General features: G+C 40.4%; 20 protein-coding genes. 14 read left to right on the forward strand and 6 right to left on the reverse strand.

The window, feature by feature from the left end; genetic code table 11:
- Positions 1–37 precede the first annotated feature (37 nt).
- From B4A24_RS01245 to B4A24_RS01270, 6 genes are all read right to left on the reverse strand, one after another.
- Positions 38–1,054 carry a zinc-binding alcohol dehydrogenase family protein gene (locus B4A24_RS01245; RefSeq protein ID WP_293941628.1) on the reverse strand — a complete coding sequence of 339 codons (1,017 nt, stop codon included), beginning with the start codon at positions 1,052–1,054 and terminating at the stop codon, positions 38–40.
- Positions 1,055–1,070: 16 nt separating this feature from the next.
- On the reverse strand, positions 1,071–2,219 hold the full coding sequence (locus tag B4A24_RS01250) for an aldose epimerase family protein (RefSeq protein ID WP_293941631.1): 1,149 nt from the start codon (positions 2,217–2,219) through the stop codon (positions 1,071–1,073).
- Between the two features lie 84 nt (positions 2,220–2,303).
- Positions 2,304–4,004, reverse strand: a complete 1,701-nt coding sequence (locus B4A24_RS01255; protein ID WP_293941634.1) for a sodium:solute symporter family transporter — start codon at positions 4,002–4,004, stop codon at positions 2,304–2,306.
- A gap of 73 nt (positions 4,005–4,077) precedes the next feature.
- On the reverse strand, positions 4,078–5,580 hold the full coding sequence (gene araA / locus B4A24_RS01260; protein ID WP_293941637.1) for an L-arabinose isomerase: 1,503 nt from the start codon (positions 5,578–5,580) through the stop codon (positions 4,078–4,080).
- A 41-nt stretch (positions 5,581–5,621) separates the two neighbouring features.
- Positions 5,622–6,314: an L-ribulose-5-phosphate 4-epimerase gene (locus tag B4A24_RS01265; protein WP_293941639.1), complete on the reverse strand. Its 693-nt coding sequence runs from the start codon at positions 6,312–6,314 to the stop codon at positions 5,622–5,624.
- A gap of 17 nt (positions 6,315–6,331) precedes the next feature.
- Positions 6,332–8,020 (reverse strand): ribulokinase, encoded by a 1,689-nt coding sequence (locus B4A24_RS01270; protein ID WP_293941642.1) that lies wholly within the window; start codon positions 8,018–8,020, stop codon positions 6,332–6,334.
- Between the two features lie 322 nt (positions 8,021–8,342).
- Here B4A24_RS01270 and B4A24_RS01275 point away from each other — a divergent pair, with 322 nt between their 5' ends.
- The 14 genes from B4A24_RS01275 to B4A24_RS01340 all read left to right on the forward strand — a co-directional run bounded on the left by B4A24_RS01275 (position 8,343) and on the right by B4A24_RS01340 (position 23,750).
- Positions 8,343–9,047 (forward strand): NUDIX hydrolase, encoded by a 705-nt coding sequence (locus B4A24_RS01275; protein ID WP_293941645.1) that lies wholly within the window; start codon positions 8,343–8,345, stop codon positions 9,045–9,047.
- Between the two features lie 149 nt (positions 9,048–9,196).
- Positions 9,197–9,847 carry a hypothetical protein gene (locus B4A24_RS01280; RefSeq protein ID WP_293941648.1) on the forward strand — a complete coding sequence of 217 codons (651 nt, stop codon included), beginning with the start codon at positions 9,197–9,199 and terminating at the stop codon, positions 9,845–9,847.
- 366 nt (positions 9,848–10,213) lie between these two features.
- Entirely contained in the window at positions 10,214–11,716 is a 1,503-nt protein-coding gene (atpD, locus tag B4A24_RS01285) for a F0F1 ATP synthase subunit beta (RefSeq protein WP_223581844.1), read from the forward strand.
- 109 nt (positions 11,717–11,825) lie between these two features.
- The gene (gene atpC, locus B4A24_RS01290) at positions 11,826–12,074 is read left to right on the forward strand and encodes an ATP synthase F1 subunit epsilon (protein WP_028071934.1); all 249 of its coding nucleotides are present in this window, start codon (positions 11,826–11,828) and stop codon (positions 12,072–12,074) included.
- Between the two features lie 394 nt (positions 12,075–12,468).
- Positions 12,469–13,359, forward strand: a complete 891-nt coding sequence (locus tag B4A24_RS01295; RefSeq protein ID WP_293941656.1) for a branched-chain amino acid transaminase — start codon at positions 12,469–12,471, stop codon at positions 13,357–13,359.
- Positions 13,343–15,043 (forward strand): dihydroxy-acid dehydratase, encoded by a 1,701-nt coding sequence (ilvD, locus tag B4A24_RS01300; RefSeq protein WP_293941659.1) that lies wholly within the window; start codon positions 13,343–13,345, stop codon positions 15,041–15,043. Before B4A24_RS01295 ends, ilvD begins: the two co-directional genes overlap by 17 nt.
- Positions 15,044–15,167: 124 nt before the next feature.
- Positions 15,168–16,910, forward strand: a complete 1,743-nt coding sequence (ilvB, locus tag B4A24_RS01305) for a biosynthetic-type acetolactate synthase large subunit (protein WP_293941663.1) — start codon at positions 15,168–15,170, stop codon at positions 16,908–16,910.
- 8 nt (positions 16,911–16,918) lie between these two features.
- Positions 16,919–17,509, forward strand: coding sequence for an acetolactate synthase small subunit (ilvN, locus tag B4A24_RS01310; protein WP_293941666.1), 591 nt, complete (start codon positions 16,919–16,921; stop codon positions 17,507–17,509).
- Between the two features lie 14 nt (positions 17,510–17,523).
- On the forward strand, positions 17,524–18,000 hold the full coding sequence (locus B4A24_RS01315) for a DinB family protein (protein ID WP_293941669.1): 477 nt from the start codon (positions 17,524–17,526) through the stop codon (positions 17,998–18,000).
- Positions 18,001–18,033: 33 nt separating this feature from the next.
- Entirely contained in the window at positions 18,034–19,515 is a 1,482-nt protein-coding gene (ilvC, locus tag B4A24_RS01320) for a ketol-acid reductoisomerase (RefSeq protein WP_172396215.1), read from the forward strand.
- Positions 19,516–19,695: 180 nt separating this feature from the next.
- Entirely contained in the window at positions 19,696–21,093 is a 1,398-nt protein-coding gene (leuC, locus tag B4A24_RS01325; RefSeq protein ID WP_293941673.1) for a 3-isopropylmalate dehydratase large subunit, read from the forward strand.
- A gap of 31 nt (positions 21,094–21,124) precedes the next feature.
- Positions 21,125–21,646 carry a PEGA domain-containing protein gene (locus tag B4A24_RS01330; protein ID WP_172396213.1) on the forward strand — a complete coding sequence of 174 codons (522 nt, stop codon included), beginning with the start codon at positions 21,125–21,127 and terminating at the stop codon, positions 21,644–21,646.
- 41 nt (positions 21,647–21,687) lie between these two features.
- On the forward strand, positions 21,688–22,278 hold the full coding sequence (gene leuD / locus B4A24_RS01335; RefSeq protein ID WP_293941676.1) for a 3-isopropylmalate dehydratase small subunit: 591 nt from the start codon (positions 21,688–21,690) through the stop codon (positions 22,276–22,278).
- Positions 22,272–23,750 carry an ATP-binding cassette domain-containing protein gene (locus tag B4A24_RS01340; protein WP_293941679.1) on the forward strand — a complete coding sequence of 493 codons (1,479 nt, stop codon included), beginning with the start codon at positions 22,272–22,274 and terminating at the stop codon, positions 23,748–23,750. Before leuD ends, B4A24_RS01340 begins: the two co-directional genes overlap by 7 nt.
- Positions 23,751–23,789 lie beyond the last annotated feature (39 nt).

A 23,789-nucleotide genomic window follows, 5' to 3' on the forward strand; every position in this document is an offset into this window, starting at 1 on the left:
TCAAAAATTGACGCCGCCTTCATATCTCGCTTAATGCTCAAAACTGTACTAAAATCCTAAAAACATCGCCAGGATTTTTACTCCAATGCTCCAGGGCAGATTGGGCTTCCTCCGGGGGAATCACTGCAGTGATAAAATCGTCAATCGGACAATCCCCTGTTTTCAGATATGTTATGACTGCCTTAAAGTCTGATGGCGTAGCATTTCTTGACCCTCTGATATCCAGCTCTTTTTTCACAAAAAATTGTGTGTCAAATGGGATTTTCTCTTTTGCATAGCCAATATAGACTACCCTTCCAGTAAAGGCAACAGCAGAAATCGACGCTGTGTAGGTTTCAGAGCGGCCAACGGCCTCTATAACCACATCAGCTCCTCGACGATCGGTGATGGCTGCAATACGTTCTTCCAGATTTTCCGTTATTGAGTTGATCGTATATTGTGCGCCAAGTTTTTGTGCAAGTCTTAATTTTTCGTCACTCACATCGACTGCGATAACCGTAGCCCCGCGTCTAACAGCTCGAATTATGGCACCAAGGCCGATCATTCCGCAGCCAAAAATCAAGACACGATCACTGTCTGTCACTGCTGCACGGCTTACTGCATGAAAGCCTACGCTCATAGGCTCTACTAAAGCAAAATCACGGACCGAGATTGCCGGGTCGCCAATTATCTTTTCCCAGGGTACCGCAATATAGGTTGCCATCGCTCCATTGCGCTGTACACCCAAGGTCTGGTTAAATTCACAAGCATAGGGACGACCATTCTCGCAGGCAGCACATTGTCCACAATTTGTATAGGGATTCACCGTGACAGACATTCCCGGAATAAAATTGGAAGGTACATCTGCCCCGACATCAGCAATAACTGCCCCTATTTCATGCCCAGGAATAACGGGCATAAGCGCCAGCGGGTTTAAGCCTTTAAACGTATTTAAATCTGACCCACAGAAACCCACATAGTGAACCCTTAATAATACTTGTCCTCTTTCCAGTTGTGGTAGAGGCAGATCAATCAGCTGCACGATACCTTGATCAATAATTTGAATTGCCTTCATCTATTTCGCTATTTATTTATCTAACCAAAAAGCGATACGCTGTTTTTGAACTATATTTTTCCCCTGGCTTTAGGACTGTCGATGCAAAATCGGGGTGGTTGGGTGCATCCGGAAAATGTTGCGTTTCTAAACAGAACGCCGAACGAAAAGGATAAGCTTTTCCCTCTTTCCCTTTGGGATCTGTATCTTTCATAAAGTTGCCACTATAAAACTGCAATCCAGGCTCTGTGGTATAAATTTGCATTTCAATTCCCGTCTTAGGAGCGTACACCGCAGCAACTTTCTGAAAACCTTCCTTCTTGTTAAGTTCAAAATTATGGTCATACCCTTTCCCTATCTTTAATTGGGCATCTTCATCTTCAATATGGGCGCCAATAAGCTGAGCTTTGTTAAAATCAAAAGGCGTTCCAGCTACAGGCAAGCTCTTTCCCGTTGGAATCAGTGTCGCATCCACCTCTGTAATTGCTTTGGCATCAATTTGGAGTTCGTGATCTAAGATTGACGCATCTCCAGCCCCATTAAGATTAAAATAAGCGTGATTCGTTAGGTTCAAAACCGTTTCCTTATCGGTCGTTGCACTATACTCGATCGTTAATTCTCCATTTTCCTGTAGCGCATAGGTAACTTCCATCTTTACTGTCCCTGGATAGCCGGCTTCCTTATCTGGTGAAGTATACGCTAGGGTAATTGACGTCTCTGTACTACTGACTACTTCCCACACCTTATTATAAACACCATTGGTTCCACCATGGAGTGAATTATCGCCATCATTTTTTTCCAACGAGTAGGTTTGTCCATTCAACGTAAAGGAAGCGTTGCCAATTCGATTGCCATATCGTCCTACAATAGCTCCATAATAATTGTTGAAATTTTCTTTGTACTGCTCTGCCGAATTATAACCTAAGATTACATCCGTACTTTTTCCCTCTTTACCAACAACGTTCAAACTGACTAACCTGGCGCCATAATTCGTCAAGCTAACAGATAGCTTGTTATTTTTTATGTGATATAGTTTTACATCTTTACCATCAATTTGACTATCAAAAGAAAGATTTGACGTGGTGTCAACCGAACTTGCTTCTTGCTTGTTTTGAGTCGAGTTAGACTGGCATCCGTAGGCTAATGAAGCGCAAGTCAACAAGCCAATAATAATTTTCTTATTCATCGTTAACTAAGTTTTTATTCCACCATACAGGGTGGATTTATCCTATTTCAAATAGGAATAGTTTATAATAATTATACATCTCACCTACCAAAAACGCACATAAATTGCTGTCACCATCAACAAAGTTACCACGATTAGTGCCAATACTGATGGTTCGACTTTAAACATTGACCTATCCAATGAAAAAGCCTTTGGATTAACCTTCGGACCTAGCATACTGACACCGATCATAGCGATCATCGTAAACGCAAAAGCTAATCCCATGCAGATTTGAAAAGGAATTTCATAAACTCCTGCCTTATTGGGAAAAGCGGTGTAAAGCCAGGTTTCAGGCCCCAATATTTTCACTGCAAATTCATTAAAAAATACCGACAATGCAAATCCTGTTACTAAACCTGTTATCGCTGCAGCTCCAGTAGTACGTTTCCAAAACATGCCCAACAGGAACATTGCAAATACACCCGGACTGATAAATCCGGTATATTTCTGGATAAAGGTAAATCCACCCGCACCACCTATTCCTAAGCTGTCATTCCAAGTGAATAATACCGCAAGTAAAATCGAAACAACGATTGTAATTTTCCCCACCCAAACCATTTTAGCTTCACTTGCTTCTTTATTGATGTATTTTTTAAAGATATCCAAGGTAAAGATGGTTGCGATACTATTTGCTTTTCCTGCTAGTCCAGCAACAATGGCGGCGGTCAATGCTGCCAATGCGAGCCCTTTCATACCATTTGGCAGGTAGCCTAAAATGGCTGAGTATGCGTTATCCGCATGAAAGACTCCTCCAGGAGCCATTTCCTGTTGTAAGGCGCCATTTTTGTAAAGGACATAGGCCGCAATACCGGGTAGCATAACGATAATCGGCATAAATAATTTTAGAAAACCAGCAAAAAGGATTCCTGTACGTGCCGTTTTTAAATCCGCTCCTAAAGCACGCTGCGTGATATATTGATTACAGCCCCAATAGTTCAGATTCACAATCCAAATCCCCGCAAGATACATACCGATTCCAGGCAACATCAGATATTTATTGATGTCTTCTTGACTAGCCCCTGGTCCGGGTTTTTCAACAAAAAGATTAAAGTGATTTGGTGAGTCCTCCATCAATTTATTAAATCCGGCCAAGACATCTTTTCCAAGACCAAAATGTTCACTGACCAATGTTAGCGCCACGTATGTCGTTGCCACTCCACCAACAATCAATACCACCACTTGGATAACATCAGTAAATCCAATGACACGCATTCCTCCTAGTGTGATAATCACTGCAAATACCGCTAATGCTACAGTTATCATATGGAAACTTTCTCCACCACCAGCCATACTGGAGATTGCAATCGCTCCTAGATATAAAATAGAAGTTAAGTTAACAAACACATACAAAAACAACCAAAAAATGGCCATAATCAGACTCGTTGTCTCATTGTACCGGTTATTTAAAAACTGTGGCATGGTGAAAATCTTATTTTTCAGATAGACCGGTATAAACCACACTGCAACAATGATAAGTGCAACTGCCGCAATGAGCTCATAGGCAGCCACAGCAATACCCACCTCAAAACCATTGCCACTCATTCCAATAAACTGTTCGGCCGAGATATTGGACGCTATCAACGAAGAGCCAATTGCCCACCACGTCAGTGAACCTTCCGCCAAAAAATAATCCTTACTGCTGCTTAAACTATTTGTCTTTTTACGATAAATCCAATAGCCATAGCCTGCTACGATAAAAAAGTAAACTACAAAGATGATGTAATCTACCATTGCAAATTTTTCCATATTTTCCAAATTGGTTATTTAGCAATAAGCCATTTATGTCCCGTAGTAGGAAAACATAAATGGCTTATGCCTACTATTTACTGAGTAAATAATAGAGTTCGTTCCATTTCAATTGATTTTCGAGTTTTGCTACTGTCGTTTCCTCGTCAATCAAGACATATTCCAACCCAGCTATACGGGCAAAATCTTCAAGATATTCAGGGGTCAAGTTTAGGCTATAAGCTGTATGGTGCGCTCCTCCGGCAACAATCCAAGCACTACAACCGGTTTTCATATCAGGAAGCGGCTTCCACAACACACGCGCAACAGGAAGTTTTGGTAACTCCTCTTCGACAGCGACTCCCTTAACCTTATTGACAATTAAACGAAAACGGGTTCCCATATCGACCAGAGAAGCGTTTAAAGCATCCCCGCTTTGACCATTGAAGACCAATCGCGCTGGATCCGCTTTTCCTCCGATTCCAAGAGGATGAACTTCAATCCGGGGTTTTCCGTCGGCCAGAGCTGGGTCAACCTCCAACATATGTGAGCCCAAAACCATTGGATTTTTAGGATCAAAATGGTATGTATAATCCTCCATGAAAGCTGTTGTGCCCGGCAGACCTGCCCCCATGACCTTACACGCTCTAACCAAAGCAGGTGTCTTCCAATCCCCTTCACCGGCAAAACCATAGCCTTCAGCCATTAAACGTTGTACCGCCAGGCCCGGAAGCTGTACCATGCCATACAGGTCCTCAAAAGTATCGGTAAAACCTTTAAAGTTCCCTTGCTCTAAAAACTTCCGTAGACCGATTTCAATTTTGGCTGCCTCAATTAGGTTTTCATGATATTCCGCACCAGCTTTTACATTCTCAGCAAGTTCGTAGGTTGCCTCATACGCTGCTAATAATGTAGCAATTTCTTCTTCAGAACTTTCATTGATAATCTTCACCAGATCACCAATGGCATAGGTATTTACAGAAAATCCAAATTGCGACTCGGCATCTACCTTATCGCCATCCGTAACCGCCACATAACGCATATTATCACCGAATCTTGCAAATTTGGCCCCCTGCCAATCGTGCCATCCAGCAGCGGCACGCGCCCAAACATTGATACGTTCCAATACCTCCACATCTTGCCAGTGGCCAGTCACCACTTTACGACCGATTTTCAGACGGCTCACGATATGCCCAAATTCACGGTCTCCATGTGCACTTTGATTAAGATTCATAAAATCCATATCGATGCCATTCCAAGGAATATCCTGATTGTATTGGGTATGCAGGTGTAATAACGGTTTCTGTAAAGCTTTTAATCCTCTGATCCACATCTTTGCAGGCGAAAACGTGTGCATCCATGTAATGACACCGATACAATTCTTTTCATTGTTTGCAGCTGTTAATGTCTCATAGATCTCATCTGTATTTTTTACGATTGGCTTATATTTGACCGTCACAGGGATCACTGCCTGAGCATCTAAATAATTAGCGATTTCCGTTGCATGCACGGCGACCTGTCGTAAGGTTTCTTCTCCATATAGATCCTGGCTTCCAACGATAAACCAGACCTCAAGCTCTTTTAAATTGATATTCATTTTAAATATTAGTTTTGCTTTAAATTTCTCAATACAGTATGTTATTGCCCATAGTAGGCATTAGACCCATGCTTTCTCTCATAGTGTTTTTTGATTAAAGCCGGCTTTAATCGAGGTGCATCAGGGTTAATTTGTTCTGTTAACCAAGCCATTTTGGCGACCTGTTCTAACACGGCACTGTTATACACAGACTTAATCCCGTTTTTTCCCCAGGCAAACGGCGCGTGGTTTCCCACAAGGATCATTTCCACCTCCTTATAATCCAATTGATTTTCGGCAAAGTGATTGATAATCTGGAAACCGGTTTCATGTTCGTAGTTTCCAGCGATCATCTCATCGCTCATAGGAGGAGCGCAAGGAATATCTGTTGTCAAATGATCTGCATGTGTGGTCCCAAAGATGGGAATATCCCGTTGGCTTTGCGCCCATGACGTTGCATATGTAGAATGAGTATGTGTAATTCCTCCGATTTCTTTCCAGTGTTTGTACAATACAGCATGCGTTTTTGTGTCAGATGACGGCCTGAGATCACCTTCTACCACATTCCCTTCGAAGTCGACAATAACCATATGTTCGGGCGAAAGCTCCTCATAAGGTACCCCACTTGGTTTAATGGCAAAAACTTCGTTCTGTCTGTCTGCGACACTGACATTTCCAAATGTGAAAAGCACGAGGCCCAGCTTGGGCAGTTGCATATTACAATAGTATGCTTCCTCTTTTATTGAATTATACATGATTTAAATTTCGACGATTAAACAGTAATGGTTAATGATTCCTTTCCTTCAATGAAAGCTCCGAGAGTTTTGTAACGTTCATAACGTTCGGCATATATTGGCACCCATTTTTCCTCGGGTATATAAGTGCGTTCAAAACCTTGGCCCATGGCTTGCATAGCGTCCTCTACAGCATTGTAAAGACCGGCAGCTGTAGCCGCGAACATAGCGGCGCCGATAGCGCAAGTCTGCTCACTCTTATGTATTCGAATAGGCATGTTCATGACATTAGCCATCATCTGCATAATAAAAGGAGATTTTTTAGCAACACCACCAAGGCCAATCAGACCTTTCACAGGAATCCCCTGATCTACAAAACGATCCACAATAGCTTTTGCGCCAAAACAGGTCGCTTCAACAATAGCCCTGAATATCCGAGGAGCATCAGTTCCAAGATGTAACCCTGTAATCGCTCCTTTTAGCGATTGATCCGCATCCGGTGTCCTACGACCATTTAACCAGTCTATTGCCAACTCAGATGTGGATGTAACCGGCAGATTTGCCGCTTTTTCACTTAAACTGATCAATAGCTTTTCTTCCAACTTTTCCAGAAGTTGCTCACGAACAACCTCCGTCAGCCCCTCGACTTCCTGCAATAAATGCTTCGTCGGCCACATTAGTACCTGCTTTAACCAAGCATATGCATCGCCAAAGGCAGATTGTCCAGCCTCCATGCCGATCATTCCCGGAATGATAGAACCATCAACTTGACCACAGATTCCTTTCACAAGAATATCTTGCACCTCCTCTTTGGGAGCCACCAACATATCGCATGTTGATGTACCCATGACCTTACTCAGGTAATAAGGCTCGATCTGTCCGCCTACAGCTCCCATATGACAGTCAAAAGCACCAATCCCAACGACCACAGCGGTAGAAAGTCCTAAGCGATCGGCCCATTCCGCAGAGAGATTACCGGCAGGCTTATCTGAAGTATATGTGTCCGTAAATAACCGATCCACAATGCCGTCCAATAACGGATCGATGCCTGTAAAGAACGCATTCGGTGGTAGCCCGTCAAATTCAGCTGCCCAAAGCGATTTATGCCCCGCAGAGCAGACACCCCGTTTTATAGCGGATGCCTGTACTCCGCCGGTTAATAGAAACGGGATATAATCGCAGTGCTCAACCCAACTATATGTCGCTTGTCGTACCTTTTCGTCAACTCTAAAAACGTGTAACAATTTTGCCCAGAACCATTCCGACGAATATACGCCACCGACATACTTTAGATAATCCACTGGACTGTTTTGATTATAAAGATTAATCTCCTTGGCTTCTTTAACAGCGGTATGATCTTTCCACAAGACAAACATGGCATTGGGATTGTCTTTAAATTCTTCCAGCAAAGCCAAAGGAACCCCTTGCTCATTGACGGCAACCGGTGTAGATCCTGTTGTATCTACCGAAATCGCTCGTATAGCTTGTCCAATATTTGCAATACCTGATTTTTGTATACAATCCTTTATTGTGGCTTCCAAGCCTTCGATGTAATCCAACGGATGTTGTCTAAACTGACTTGCGGCAGCATCACAGTATTCCCCTTTTTTCCAACGTGGATAATAAAATACGGACGACGAGATTTCATCCCCATTAATCGCATCGACCAAGACAGAACGGACAGAATCGCTTCCGTAATCCACCCCGATGACATATGATTCATTCATTTTATACTGAATTTGGTTTATAACTTACAATTGTTTCTAGCCTATTATTTTTCATGCCCATCATCTAAGATACGTATTCAAAAATAATTAGTGTCAAATAAACATTTATTTTTTTAGATATGAAAGAAAATTTTCATATTTGAAAAATTGAATTAACTTCATACCATCAAATCATAAGGAGCTCAAATAATATGTAGCTACCGAAGTAAAACAATTTTTGCTTTACAACAACCAAGTATTATACTTATTTTTAGCTATTTACTTTTTAATGATTTATTACATGTGGAGAAGTAAAGTCAGAAAATCGATAAAACAACAAATAATGGAATATTATAAAAAAGATTCAGATATACTTTTAGCGATCGACTGTATCATATTTGGATTCAATGGAGAGTCACTGGAAATTTTACTAATTAAACGGGATTTCGAACCAGAAAGGAATAAATGGAGTCTGATGGGTGGTTTTGTCCAATCGGATGAGGCGCCAGAAGCAGCTGCTTATCGAATCTTGAAACAACTGACAGGACTCGAAAATGTCTATATGGAACAGTGCAGTGTATTTGGTGAGCCAAATCGTGAACCAAATGATCGTGTCGTAAGCATCTGTTACTTCGCGTTAATTGATACCCAAAAATACAAGCACATTTTGAGTGACAATTATGAGGCAAAATGGTTCCCATTGCAAAAATACCCTAAATTAATATTTGACCACGATCAAATGATTGCCGCAGCGCAATACCGTTTGCGTATGAAGGCGGCACTTTATCCTATTCTATTCGAACTGCTACCAGAAAAATTTACGATCCCACAAATTGCAGCGCTATATGAGGGGGTGTATAATATTGAACTTGACAAGCGCAACTTTAGCCGAAAATTACTCTCTTCAGGTTTAATTATCAAACTACAGGAAAAAGATAAAGAAAACTCAAAAAAAGGCGCCTATTATTTTAAGCTCAATACAGCAATATATAAAGAAAAAATCATGTCCTTTCTTCGTTATTTACCAAGCTGGAGTCTCGAAACATAAGAATGTCCGACACAAGAAACAGGAAGAAAGAGAAATATTTCACTTTCAATTTTCGTTTTTTTAATAATTCCTTATATTTATCACAGGCATATGCTAGCTTTGTAGCTAGCATAGACGGATCAAACTTATTATAATAACGATAGACAAACATGAGCAAATTGAGATTAGCATTTGTATTTTTTACGATTTTATTTATTTCATCGTACACCTTATTACAGGCTCAAACTCCTGCGGCAGCACCAACAAATACCGCTAAACAGGCCCAAGAGGCTTACAAATACAGCCCAGATGGACTAAGGAAGGGAAGCTTGGCAAATCAATTTGATCACCTAAATTATATATCAAAAAACAATTATGACTTCAAGATGGTCCGCAAAACCAACCTTGATATCGTTAAAAGGAATGTTGTTGACACTGTTGCAAAATTGCATAAGGAAATCTATTCATTAAAATCCTCCTCCAGCAATTACACATCCAACACTAAAAATTTACAAGATTCTATTCAAACATTAAAGGATCAGCTCGCCCAGGAACAACAAAAAACTGATAGTTTTTCATTTTTGGGAATCAATACATCCAAAGGTTTATACAGCACAGTCGTTTGGACAATTATTGCTGTGTTGGCTGTCGCGACTTTCGTCTTCTTATTCTCTTATAGAAAAGCTAAAGTCGATACGGTAGAGTTTCAAAAGACTGCTGAACAATCGCAAGAAGAATTTGCAACATTCCGAAAAAAGGCGATGGAAAAAGAGCAGTTGTTGAAACGCCAATTGCAAGACGAATTAAACAAAAAAATATAGTTTAGTTTCAATAAGCACATACTATTCAGTAGTTTTATCGACCTGAAGCGACTTCTAATCATGTTATCGCTTCAGGTCGATAATATTTAAAGACAATAGGATCTGAATCGTATGAATATCTGGAAAAGCGCGATCGATATAAGAAAATAATGTGTGTAATGCCAGGCAAAACTATATTTGTAACTGCAAGAATCGAAACTAACAGAATTACAAGAGATAACATTTTGACCGCCATTAATAAAAATGTAATTTAATTGCAAATTCTATTTGTTTTTAAAAACGAATAACCTTATTTTTGCTGACCAAAAAAGAGGCCTTTTATGTCTCTTATATAAAATTGATTAATAAATATTTAGTCCCTATAATATGCCCAAGATTGGTAAAATAGCGCAGATTATCGGCCCAGTTGTTGACGTCAACTTCGCCGACAGTGAAAATCTACCTAAAATTTACGATGCATTGTACATTCAAAAAGAAAATGGACAACGTGTTGTATTGGAAGTTCAACAACACTTAGGTCAGGATCGTGTACGTACAATTGCCATGGATGCAACTGAAGGTTTGGTTCGCGGAATGGAAGTTGTCGATACTGGTGCTCCTATCAAAATGCCTGTTGGTGAAGAAATCAAAGGTCGTGTATTCAATGTAGTTGGTGATGCCATTGATGGGATCCAAAATTTGAGTAAAGAGAATGGTCGTCCTATCCACAACGTTCCTCCTAAATTCGAAGATCTATCTACTGAATCCGAAGTACTTTTTACTGGTATCAAAGTTATTGACCTTTTAGAACCTTATGCTAAAGGTGGTAAAATTGGTTTATTTGGCGGTGCCGGTGTAGGTAAAACAGTATTAATCCAAGAGTTAATCAACAATATCGCGAAAGGTCACGGTGGTCTTTCCGTATTTGCCGGTGTAGGAGAACGTACACGTGAAGGTAATGACTTATTACGTGAGATGTTGGAATCTGGTATCATCAAATACGGTGAGCATTTTATGGAAGGCATGGAAAAAGGCGAATGGCCTTTGGACACTGTTGACCACGAATTAATGAAAGAATCTAAATGTACTTTCGTATTCGGTCAAATGAATGAGCCTCCTGGTGCGCGTGCACGTGTAGCTTTGTCAGGTTTGACGGTTGCGGAATATTTCCGTGATGGTGATGGCGAAGGTCAAGGTCGTGACGTATTATTCTTTATAGATAACATCTTCCGTTTTACACAAGCTGGCTCTGAAGTATCCGCGTTATTAGGCCGTATGCCTTCAGCAGTAGGTTACCAACCGACATTAGCTACTGAAATGGGTTTGATGCAAGAGCGTATTACATCAACTAAAAACGGTTCAATCACTTCCGTACAAGCAGTATATGTACCTGCCGATGATTTAACTGACCCTGCTCCAGCGACAACATTCGCTCACTTGGATGCAACAACAGTATTGTCTCGTAAAATTGCTGAGTTAGGTATCTACCCTGCTGTGGATCCTTTGGACTCTACATCACGTATCCTTTCTCCTGCTGTTTTAGGTGCTGAACATTACGATACTGCGCAACGTGTGAAAGAAATTCTTCAACGTTACAAAGAATTGCAAGATATCATCGCCATCTTAGGTATGGACGAATTATCTGAAGAAGATAAATTAACTGTACACCGTGCTCGTCGTGTACAACGTTTCTTATCACAACCTTTCCACGTAGCAGAGCAATTCACAGGCTTAAAAGGGGTATTGGTTGACATCAAAGATACCATCAAAGGTTTTAACATGATCATTGAAGGTGAAGTGGATGAATATCCAGAAGCTGCCTTCAACTTGGTCGGTAACATTGATGATGCGATCGAAAAAGGTAAGAAATTATTAGCAGAAGCAGTTTAATTTAGATATTAGACCTTAGATATGAGATAATAGACTTTCGATTATCTCATATCTATTTGAAAACCTAAAGTTCTCAAATCTCATATCTCAAATCTTATATCTAAGAATAATGAAATTAACAATTATCACTCCCGACAAATTAGTATACGAAGGCGAAGTAACATCGGTTACTGTCCCAGGCTCTGCGGGCTCTTTTCAAATTTTGAAAGATCACGCGGCGATTGTTTCTACTTTGGAAGATGGAAAAGTAATTATTCAACAAGGTAAAGGTGGACAAGAAGTGTTCATTAAAGGTGGTGTTGTGGAAGCAAAAGACAATGTCATTACCGTGCTTGCTGAAGGAATTATCGGAGATTAAATCAATTGATTTTAAAATATTGAAGAGCTTCCGATAGAAATATCGGAAGCTCTTTTTTTTAAAGTTTTTTTGACAATTTCTTCATTTTAAGAAGAAATTTACCCTTTGTAACAAAAAATAATTTTTTCACCAAGTAGACCAATTTTAAATACGGTATACGACTAACAAAATTTAAAACCTAGTAACACAAAAAACTCAGTTTAAAATTTTAAAAAAATTAAAAACATAAAATTTTATTCTAAATAGAAAATTAGCACTTTACCTATTGCCAATTATTGTAATTCCTGCTACCTTGAGGAAATGAAAATCACGGGTTTTTACAGAAGCCTGAGATAGCATGATTTACCAGCAAAACCAAAAAGGGAAATTATTTACATCAGGTAAATTTGGGGTTATGAAATATTACGACAAGAACACATTGATTTATTTAGATGGAGCTTTTGTAAAGGCTTCCGAAGCTGCATTGAATCCCTTTGCACAATCACTTCATTACGGCTACGCTGTATTCGATGGTTTACGCGCGTACAATACCCATAATGGTCCGCGAATTTTTAAAGCTGACAAGCATTTTGACCGATTAAAAAAATCCTGCGAGGCAGTCAATATCCCTTACCAATGGAGTAACCGGGAACTCATTGACAAATGTTATGAGCTTTTGGCCGTCAACAACTTGCGGGAAGCTTATATCCGACCGCTGGTACTCACCGGCTCGAATATGCACCTGACTTCTTCAACGGAAGCAAATTTGATGATTGCTGCTTGGGAATGGGGACCTTATCTCGGCCATAACCTATTACGTGTCTGTATTTCTGACATCAAAAGACCGAATCCAAAATCTTTTAAAACGGACTCGAAGATATCAGGCCAGTATGTAAACTCCATTTTAGCAACAACAGAAGCTATCAACAAGGGTTTTGACGAAGCGCTCATGCTTGACCATGAAGGTTTTGTCGCCCAAGCTTCCAGTGAAAATATTTTTATCGAAAAAGATTTCAAAATTTATACACCTCCAGTAAAAAACATTTTTCCTGGTATTACAAGGCAGACCGTTAAAAACATCTGTAAAAAACTGAATTTCGAAGTTATTGAGAGACAATTGACGGTAGAAGACATCTATACCGCAGACAGCGCATTCCTATGCGGTACTGCGGCAGAAATTATCGGAATCAAACAAGTTGACGATGTGATCTATCAAGAAGAGTGGGAGCACAGCATAGGCGCGTCGATCCAAAGAAGATATAAAAATTTAGTATTAGAGAACGAAAATTATGAAGTCATTATCTAACGGCGAAAATGCAATGAACAAATACAGCCGTACATTTACACAAGACGAAACGCAACCTGCTGCTAAAGCGATGCTTTATGGTATCGGCCTTACTGATGCCGATATGGAAAAAGCGCAGGTCGGTATTGCCAGCATGGGATATGATGGTAATACGTGTAATATGCACCTTAACGATTTGGCACAAATTGTCAAAAAGGGTGTCTGGAGCAATGACTTAGTGGGTTTGACCTTTGGTACAATAGGTGTCAGTGACGGAATGAGCAACGGTACAGATGGCATGCGTTACTCCCTGGTGAGCCGAGATGTAATCGCCGATAGCATCGAAACGATCTGTGGCGGTCAATATTACGATGGTCTGATCTCAATTCCTGGATGTGATAAAAATATGCCCGGTGCCATTATGGCAATGGCCCGTTTGGATCGCCCATCGCTAATGGTGTATGGTGGTACAATTGCTCCGGGACATTATAAAGGCGAGGAACTGAACATTGTTTCTGCATTCGAAGCCTTGGGACAACGCATTTGCGGCAATCTATCTGACGAAGATTACGAAGGTATCATCAAACATACCTGCCCTGGCGCCGGAGCTTGTGGAGGTATGTATACAGCAAATACAATGGCTTCTGCAATTGAGGCGCTGGGAATGAGTTTACCTTACTCTTCGTCTAATCCAGCAATCTCAGAAGAAAAGAAAAATGAATGTCTAGAGGCGGGTAAACATATCCGTACCCTATTGGAAAAAGATATCAAACCTTCCGATATCATGACACGTAAGGCCTTCGAAAATGCATTACGTACCATTGTGATCTTAGGGGGTAGTACCAATGCCGTACTTCACTTTATTGCAATCGGTAAGGCGGTAGGCGTTGATATTTCGCAAGATGACTTTCAGCGTATGAGTGACGAAACACCTGTATTGGCAGACTTTAAGCCATCTGGCAAATATCTGATGCAGGATCTTCAACAATATGGTGGAACTCCAGCCGTGATGAAATATCTTTTGGATGAAGGTTTATTACATGGTGATTGTATCACCGTAACCGGAAAAACTGTTGCTGAAAACTTAGCTGATGTAAAATCCATTATGGAATATGACCAGCCTATTATCAAACCATTGAGCAACCCGATCAAAGCAACAGGACACTTACAGATCCTTTACGGAAATCTGGCTGAAAAAGGTTCTGTAGCAAAGATATCAGGCAAAGAAGGCGAAAAATTCACCGGTCCAGCACGTGTATTCGATGGCGAACATGACTTAGTAGCAGGAATTGCCTCAGGTAGAATTAAGCCCGGAGATGTTGTTGTTATTAAAAATGAAGGTCCAATAGGCGCACCAGGTATGCCAGAAATGCTTAAACCTACCTCATTAATTATCGGTGCTGGGTTAGGTAAATCAGTGGCACTCATTACAGATGGGCGTTTCTCCGGAGGTACACACGGTTTCGTTGTAGGCCACATTACACCAGAATCTTACAAAGGTGGGTTAATTGGTTTAGTACATGACGACGATATCATCGAGATTGATGCTGTCAATAATACGATCAACGTGAACCTTTCGGATGAGGAGATTGCACAACGCCGCGCAGCTTGGGTGCAACCGGCTTTGAAAGTTAACAAAGGGGTATTATATAAATATGCTAAGACCGTAGCCGACGCTTCGGAAGGCTGTGTAACTGATCTATAGAAATCAAAAATAGAGACATTGGCAAGTAGAGACTTCAACAAACAGTAGCTCAAAACCAATGTCTCAGATCTAATATCTAAATACTAAAAGACTGAATAATCAACAAAACTAAAAAATCAACGTAATGAGTACACTGGAAATAACAGAAAATAAGGCTGCTACCAAGCAGGAAACTCCGACACAAATTTCGGGATCGAAAGCTGTTATGGAGGCCTTATTGAGCGAAGGAGTTGATACCGTATTTGGCTATCCGGGTGGCGCAATTATGCCCATCTATGATGCCCTTTATGATTATACGGATCGTTTGAAACATATCTTGGTGCGCCACGAGCAAGGAGGAATCCATGCGGCCCAAGGTTATGCAAGAACTTCTGGTCGTACAGGTGTCGTCTTCGCGACGAGTGGTCCTGGAGCAACAAACCTAGTTACTGGACTGGCAGATGCCATGATTGACAGTAACCCAATCGTCTGTATTACAGGCCAGGTCTTTGCTTCACTATTGGGAACAGATGCTTTTCAGGAAACAGATGTCATCAATATTACCGCACCGGTCACCAAATGGAACTATCAAGTCACTGACGCAACTGAAATTCCAGCCGCACTCGCAAAAGCATTTTATATTGCCAGTACGGGTCGTCCAGGACCGGTACTGATCGACATCACTAAAAATGCCCAACTGCAATTATTTGATTATTTGGGTTACGAAAAGTGCAATCATGTGCGTAGCTACAGACCTGCACCACAGGTCCGTAAGGAATATGTTGAACAGGCCGCTGAATTAATCAATAATGCCAAAAAACCATTCGTACTTTTTGGTCAGGGGATTATCCTAGGAAAAGCGGAAGAGGAGTTCAAAGCTTTTATCGAAAAAACAGGCATTCCATCTGCGGCAACTGTCATGGGTTTGAGTGCACTTCCAACCGACCACAAACTCCATGTTGGTATGTTGGGGATGCATGGTAACTATGCCCCAAACGTTATGACAAACGAATGTGATGTTTTAATCGCGATTGGTATGCGTTTCGATGACCGTGTCACAGGCCGATTGGACAAATATGCCAAACAGGCAAAAGTGATCCATTTGGATATTGATCCGGCCGAAATTGATAAAAATGTGCAAACAACCGTTCCGGTATGGGGAGACTGTAAAGAATCGCTTCCAATGCTAACTGAATTGGTTAAAGCTGTGGATCACTCCGCTTGGTTGGCTCAATTCCGTGAACTCGAAAAAGAGGAAATCAAGGAAGTCATCACGGAGGAGTTGCATCCAAAAACGGATATCATGACCATGGGCGAGGTGATCAACGTGCTAAATGAATTAACCGGTGGTGATGCCATCATAACCACAGATGTTGGTCAACACCAGATGGTCACTTGCCGTTATGCAAAATTTAACAAGAGCAAATCAAACGTAACATCGGGCGGATTGGGAACCATGGGATTTGGTCTTCCAGCAGCGATTGGTGCCTGGTATGGCGCTCCAGAGAAAACTGTCGTAGCCATTATCGGTGACGGCGGTATCCAAATGACCATTCAGGAATTGGGGACCATCATGCAATTTGGCGCTAAAGTAAAAATTATGATCCTGAACAACGAGTTCCTGGGTATGGTACGTCAATGGCAACAACTGTTCCACGACAAGCGCTATTCTTTTGTAAACATCACCAGTCCTGATTTTGTTGCAGTGGCTAAGGGCTATTATATTGAGGGACAGAAAATTTCAGAACGAAAAGATCTTCGCAATGCTCTCCAGACAATGCTTGATCATGACGGCGCTTATCTATTGGAAGTTATGGTAGGAAAGGAAAACAATGTATTCCCGATGGTTGCACAAGGAACATCCGTATCAGAGATCCGCTTAAAGTAAAGTTTAAAATGGAAAAACAAGAATATACCATTACCCTATATACAGAGAATTCTATCGGTCTTATTGGTAGAATCTCCACGATTTTTTCAAGAAGAAAGATCAATATCGAAAGCCTGAATACCTCTCCATCTGAAGTTGAAGGAATACATCGATTTACCATTGTCATTACAGAGGCAGAAGATGTGATACGTAAGCTTTGTCGTCAGTTGGAGAAACAGATTGATATCCTTAAGGCCTACTATAACACAAATGACGAAGTAATCTGGCAAGAACAAGCTTTATATAAAGTACCAGCTGATGTTGTCAATGAAAAAGTATATGTTGAACGTTTATTGCGCCAATACGGTGCTAACGTGGTTGTTATCCGTAATGATTATATCGTATTTGAAACAGCGGGACATCGTGAAGAGATCGATAAGCTGACTGAGGAACTGACAAAATATGGATTGATCGAATTTGTACGCGGAGCACGTATTGCTATCATTAAAGATAGTGCTGGCTTCCACTCCAAATTAGTTCAGTTTGAGGCAAAAGAACCATCTCAAGAAATTGTAGAAAATGAATATCTCGATAAACGAGATGATGTATTTACGATGTAAGGGCTAAAAGTAATATGCAAGAAACATTTAAATTTATCATAAAGACACGTCAAAAATTCATTGAATTAATTGATAGTCTTTCCGTAGAACAACTCAACAAAGTCCCTGCAGGATTCAATAACAATATTATCTGGAATTTCGGACATATCGTTGTGAGCACGCAGACTTTAGTCTATGTCCGTACTGGTATCAAAGCAGATACCTCATGGGTAAAGTACAACGAAGACTATAAAAAAGATACCAAACCCACACGTTTTGTAGAACAAGCTGAAATTGATGAACTAAAAGAAATTGCTATCCACAGTATCGAACAGATCGCCAAAGACTATGAGGATGGCCTTTTTGGATCAATTACTTCTTTTTCTACCGCGACCTATGGCTATCCAATGGATACGGTCGAAGAGGTGATCGCTTTGACCTCAGGACATGATAATGTCCATTATGGTTATGCCCTGGCACAACGTAAATTAGTACAATCAGAAAATAAATAATCAACAACCAATAAACAGAAAGAAAGTAAAACAATGGCAAATTATTTCAACACCTTACCGCTTAGAGAGCAGTTAGAACAATTAAGTCATGCTGAATTCATGGATAACACAGAGTTCACTGATGGTGTAAATGCGTTAAAAGGTAAAAAAATCGTAGTCGTAGGATGTGGTGCACAAGGCTTGAACCAAGGTTTAAACTTAAGAGATAGCGGATTGGACGTATCTTACGCTTTACGTAAAGAAGCTATTGAACAAAAAAGAGATTCTTGGAAAAACGCTACGGACAACAACTTCAACGTAGGAACTTACGAAGAATTGATTCCAACGGCGGATTTGGTCATTAACTTGACTCCAGATAAACAACATACTTCGGTTATCAATGCTGTTATGCCGTTGATGAAAGAAGGGGCAACCTTGTCTTATTCACACGGTTTCAACATTGTTGAGGAAGGTATGCAAATCCGTAAAGATATTACGGTGATCATGGTAGCACCGAAATGTCCAGGTTCTGAAGTACGTGCTGAATACCTTCGTGGTTTTGGTGTACCTACTTTAATCGCTGTTCACCCAGAAAATGATCCACAAGGAAAAGGTTGGGCAGAAGCAAAAGCATACTGTGTTGGAACAGGCGGACACAAAGCTGGTGTATTGAAATCTTCATTCGTCGCTGAAGTAAAATCAGATTTAATGGGTGAGCAAACAATCCTTTGTGGTTTGTTGCAAACAGGTTCAATCCTATCATTCGATAAAATGATCGAAAAAGGAATTGAAGCGGGTTACGCCTCCAAATTAGTACAATATGGTGTTGAGGTGATTACTGAGGCCCTAAAACATGGTGGTGTAAGCGGTATGATGGACCGTTTGAGCAATCCAGCAAAAGTGAAAGCTTTTGAGATCTCTGAAGAATTAAAAGATATCATGCGCCCATTGTTCCAAAAACACCAAGACGATATCATGTCAGGTCATTTTAGTAAGACGATGATGGAAGATTGGGCAAATGGTGACGCCAACTTACTAAAATGGAGAGCTGAAACAGGTGAAACTGCTTTCGAAAAAACACCTGCTGGTGACGTTAAAATTAACGAGCAAGAATACTTTGACAACTACACGCTAATGGTTGCTTTCATCCGTGCTGGTGTAGAATTAGCCTTCGAAACAATGGTTGAAGCGGGTATCAAACCTGAATCGGCATACTACGAATCATTGCACGAAACACCATTGATTGCCAATACAATTGCTCGTAAGAAATTGTTCGAAATGAACCGCGTTATCTCTGATACAGCAGAATACGGTTGTTACCTATTCGACCAAGCTTGTAAACCATTGTTGGCCGACTTCATGAAAACTGTTGATACCGATTTAGTAGGTAAAAACTTTAACGAAGGTAAAGATGCAGCGGTTGATAATGCACAACTAGTTGTCATCAATGAAATTTTACGGGATCATCCAGTTGAAATCGTTGGCCGTAAATTGCGCAAAGCAATGACTGCTATGAAGGCAATCAAAACTGTATAAAACACATACGAAATTATTTATTTTCGAATGGCCGGATGGAATATCCCGATGAATTCCATTCATATACATGCCGTAAAATCATGAATATTTCGTAATTTAGTATATTAAAATCAAGGTGATATTGAGACATTTACAATATCACCTTGATAAATATAAAAATAACATAAGAGAGAAATAAAAATGTCAAAAACATTAGTAGAAAAGATTTGGGATGCTCACGTCGTCAAGCGTGAAGAAGGGTTTCCAGATATCTTGTATATCGATACCCACTTGATTCATGAGGTTACTTCACCACAGGCTTTTGATGGCTTACGCAAAAGAGGAATTCCAGTCTTTCGTCCAAAACAAACGGTAGCTACTGCCGACCACAACGTGCCGACACTCAACCAACATTTGCCGATCAAAGAAGAGTTATCGAGATATCAAGTCGATATGCTGACCAAAAATTGTGCTGAATTTGGTATTGAATTATATGGTTTGGGGCATCCTTATCAAGGGATTGTACACGTAATTGGTCCAGAGCTGGGTATCACACTACCCGGTAAAACGATGGTTTGTGGCGATAGCCATACTTCCACACACGGTGCTTTTGGAGCTATTGCTTTTGGTATTGGAACTTCTCAGGTTGAACAGGTCTTTGCGACGCAATGTTTATTGCAATCCAAGCCTAAAACAATGAAAATCGAAGTTAACGGTACCCTTCAAAAGGGCGTTGGAGCAAAAGATATCATCCTCTATATCATCTCCAAAATTTCAGCTGCCGGCGGTACAGGCTATTTTATCGAATATGCTGGTTCCGCAATCCGCTCCTTGAGTATGGAGGCGCGCATGACCATCTGTAACATGAGTATAGAAATGGGCGCACGTGGTGGACTTATTGCACCAGATCAGATCACTTTTGATTATGTGGAAGGTCGTGAATTCGCGCCAAAAGGAGAAGAATGGGACAAAGCCTTAGCATACTGGAAGACATTATATTCTGACGAAGATGCCATCTTTGATAAAGTCTTGACTTTTGATGCCGCTGATATTGCTCCAATGATTACCTATGGTACAAACCCAGGAATGGGTATGGGTATTGCCGAACATATTCCAGCCACAAACGCACAACCTGAATCCGAAAGACCATCTTATCAAAAAGCACTGGACTATATGGGATTTAAAGACGATTCGACAGTCTTAGGCAATCGAGTTGATTACGTCTTCATTGGAAGCTGTACGAACTCTCGTATCGAAGATCTACGTGAAGTAGCATCATTTGTTAAAGGAAAACAGAAAGCGCATGACGTCGAAGTATGGATCGTACCAGGCTCCAAACAAGTAGAAAAACAAGCTAAAGAAGAAGGCTTAGATAAAATATTTGAAGCCGCTGGATTCCAACTACGTGAACCAGGCTGTTCGGCATGTTTAGGTATGAACGAGGATAAAATCCCTGCTGGCAAATATTGTGTCTCCACTTCCAATAGAAATTTCGAAGGACGCCAAGGGCCTAATGCCCGCACTATGCTGGTATCTCCATTGACAGCAGCAGCAGCAGCAGTAACAGGTAAAGTAACAGATGTAAGAGAGTTGATCTAAAAATAAATTATAGCATATATTAATCTAAAAAATGAAAAGTAATATTAAGATCACATCTATCATCTTGGCAGGGGCGACACTTTTTACCAGTTGCGCAAGCAAAACGTTAATTCAATCCAATCCTATTGGTGCAAAAGTTTATATTCAGGGAGAATATGCTGGTACAACACCATATTCGTATAAGGACACTAAAATCGTCGGTAGTACAACGGACGTGAAAATAGAAAAAGAAGGTTATGAACCTTTTTCGACAAGTTTCTCACGAAACGAAAAAGCTGATGTCGGTGCCATTATAGGTGGTATTTTTGTCTTGGTTCCATTTCTATGGACAATGAAATATAAAGACCAACATACCTACGAACTAATACCTTTAGGTGCAGGGGCAAAAAAGGAAGCAATAACGGATACATCACTATCAGCGAAATTACAAGAGCTTAAAAAGATGTACGATGACAAGCTTATCACCAAAGAGGAGTACGAACAACAACGGGAAAAGGTTTTGAACAACTATAGTTCGACTGAAAATAAAACAGATAAAAAAACAGAAAGCTAATATTTAAAAGCTTTTGGTTTTTTATTTTGACTTTAAAAAAAATGAAAAAATTTGAAACTTTAACTTCACAGGTAGTTCCACTACCTATTGAAAATATTGATACCGATCAGATCATACCGGCACGTTTTCTAAAGGCGACCACAAGGGAAGGCTTTGGAGACAATTTATTCCGCGACTGGCGTTTTGATAGCGACAATCAGCCCAAAGCTGATTTCGTATTAAACAACCCAACCTATTCGGGTAAAATATTGGTTGCCGGCAAAAACTTTGGTTGCGGATCCAGTCGTGAGCACGCTGCCTGGGCAATTCAAGATTACGGTTTTGATGTTGTCATCAGTTCATTTTTTGCCGACATCTTTAAAGGTAATGCCCTTAATAATGGTGTATTGCCCATACAGGTTACCGAAGAATTTTTGGCAAAAATCTTCGAATTGGTACAGCAAAACCCAAACACAGCAATTATCGTTGATCTCGAAAAGCAAACAGTTGTGTTAACAGAAACTGGTGATCAATTTGAATTTGAGATTAATCCCTATAAAAAATCATGCTTGATTAATGGATACGATGATATCGATTTTATCCTTAATCAAAAAGAATTAATCGAATCATTTGAGACAATAAGAAAATGGTAGACCCAGTCGTCCATATTGCCAATTTAACTATTCAACATGGTAAAGATACCGTGCTGCAGGACTTAAATTGGCAAATTTTTCCTGGCGAGCAATGGATCTTAGGCGGTCCCAGCGGCACTGGAAAAACAACGCTTGCAAAAGCTATTGCTGGACAATTGAAATATGAAGGCACAATAACCTTTAATCCTGATCCGAATAGTTCACTGCCAGCAAAAATTCATTACGTTTCCAATTGGTTTCAGTTTACCAATCTCGAAGGCGACCGTAATTTCTATTACCAACAGCGATATAACAAATTTGCAAAAAACGATACATTAACCGTTTTTGCTGAATTAAAACATTTTGAAAAAGAAGAGCAGCTTTCTTTTGAGGACGTAACCGCCTACCTGACAATTTTTGGATTCGAAAATTTCAAAGATCAACAACTGATCGAACTTTCAAGTGGCGAGCATAAACGATTACAGTTGGTCAAAGCGCTGTGGCTTCAACCTCAGGTGCTTGTCATCGACCAACCTTATACAGGTTTGGATGTACAATCAAGAAAAGATCTGAATCAAATCTTTGATCAGCTTGCAGATAAAGGAGTCTCATTGTTATTGATCAGCAATGATGACGAACAACCCAGCTGCATCAATCGTTTTGCAGAGATCCAGAATGGTAAAATTGCCATGCGTCAAAGTAGTGAAGAAATTTCTAAGGGTTTGCCACGGACAAGAAAGGCACTGCCCTATTTTCTGCAACAGGCTCCTAAAGTATCTTCTCAGGTTATGGTAAAGATGAGCAAGATCAATATCTCTTATGGCGAAAAACAAGTCTTAAAGAATATTGACTGGGAAGTGAGAGCAGGCGAAAAATGGCTATTGCAGGGGCACAATGGTTCTGGAAAATCGACTTTACTTAGTCTCATCAACGGAGACCACCCACAAGCATATGCCAATGATATCCATCTTTTCGGCAAGAAAAGGGGATCCGGAGAAAGTATCTGGGACATCAAAGAACACCTGGGTATCATATCCCCCGAATTACATTGGTACTACGACATGAACGCCAACGTTGGACAGACTATAGCTTCTGGTTTTTTTGATTCCATGAGTCTCTACCAACGATTAGGATTTGAACAACAGCAAAAGCTCGAACAAATTCTTCATTTTTTTGACCTTCAAGAGGTAAAACACAAAACACTGGGGTCATTGCCTTTGGGCCAACAACGCTTGGCCTTATTGGCTCGTACGATTGTGAAACATCCAGAACTTCTTATTTTAGATGAACCCTGCCAGGGTTTGGACAAAGAGCAAAGCCAATATTTCAATGACGTCATTGATGACTTGAGTAAAAGTGGCCAAACCCTCATCTATGTTGGTCATTTCCAAAGCCAATTACCTTCCTGTATAGACAACAGGATCATATTGGAAAAAGGAGAAATTAAATCGGTAGAACAGGTTATCCACAAAAAAGAAGCTTTATCAACATAGAAAATGTGGAAAACGTTAATTAAATAACAGATATTAGAT

Source organism: Sphingobacterium sp. UBA7249 (genome assembly GCF_002472835.1).
Taxonomy (GTDB): Bacteria; Bacteroidota; Bacteroidia; order Sphingobacteriales; family Sphingobacteriaceae; genus Sphingobacterium; species Sphingobacterium prati.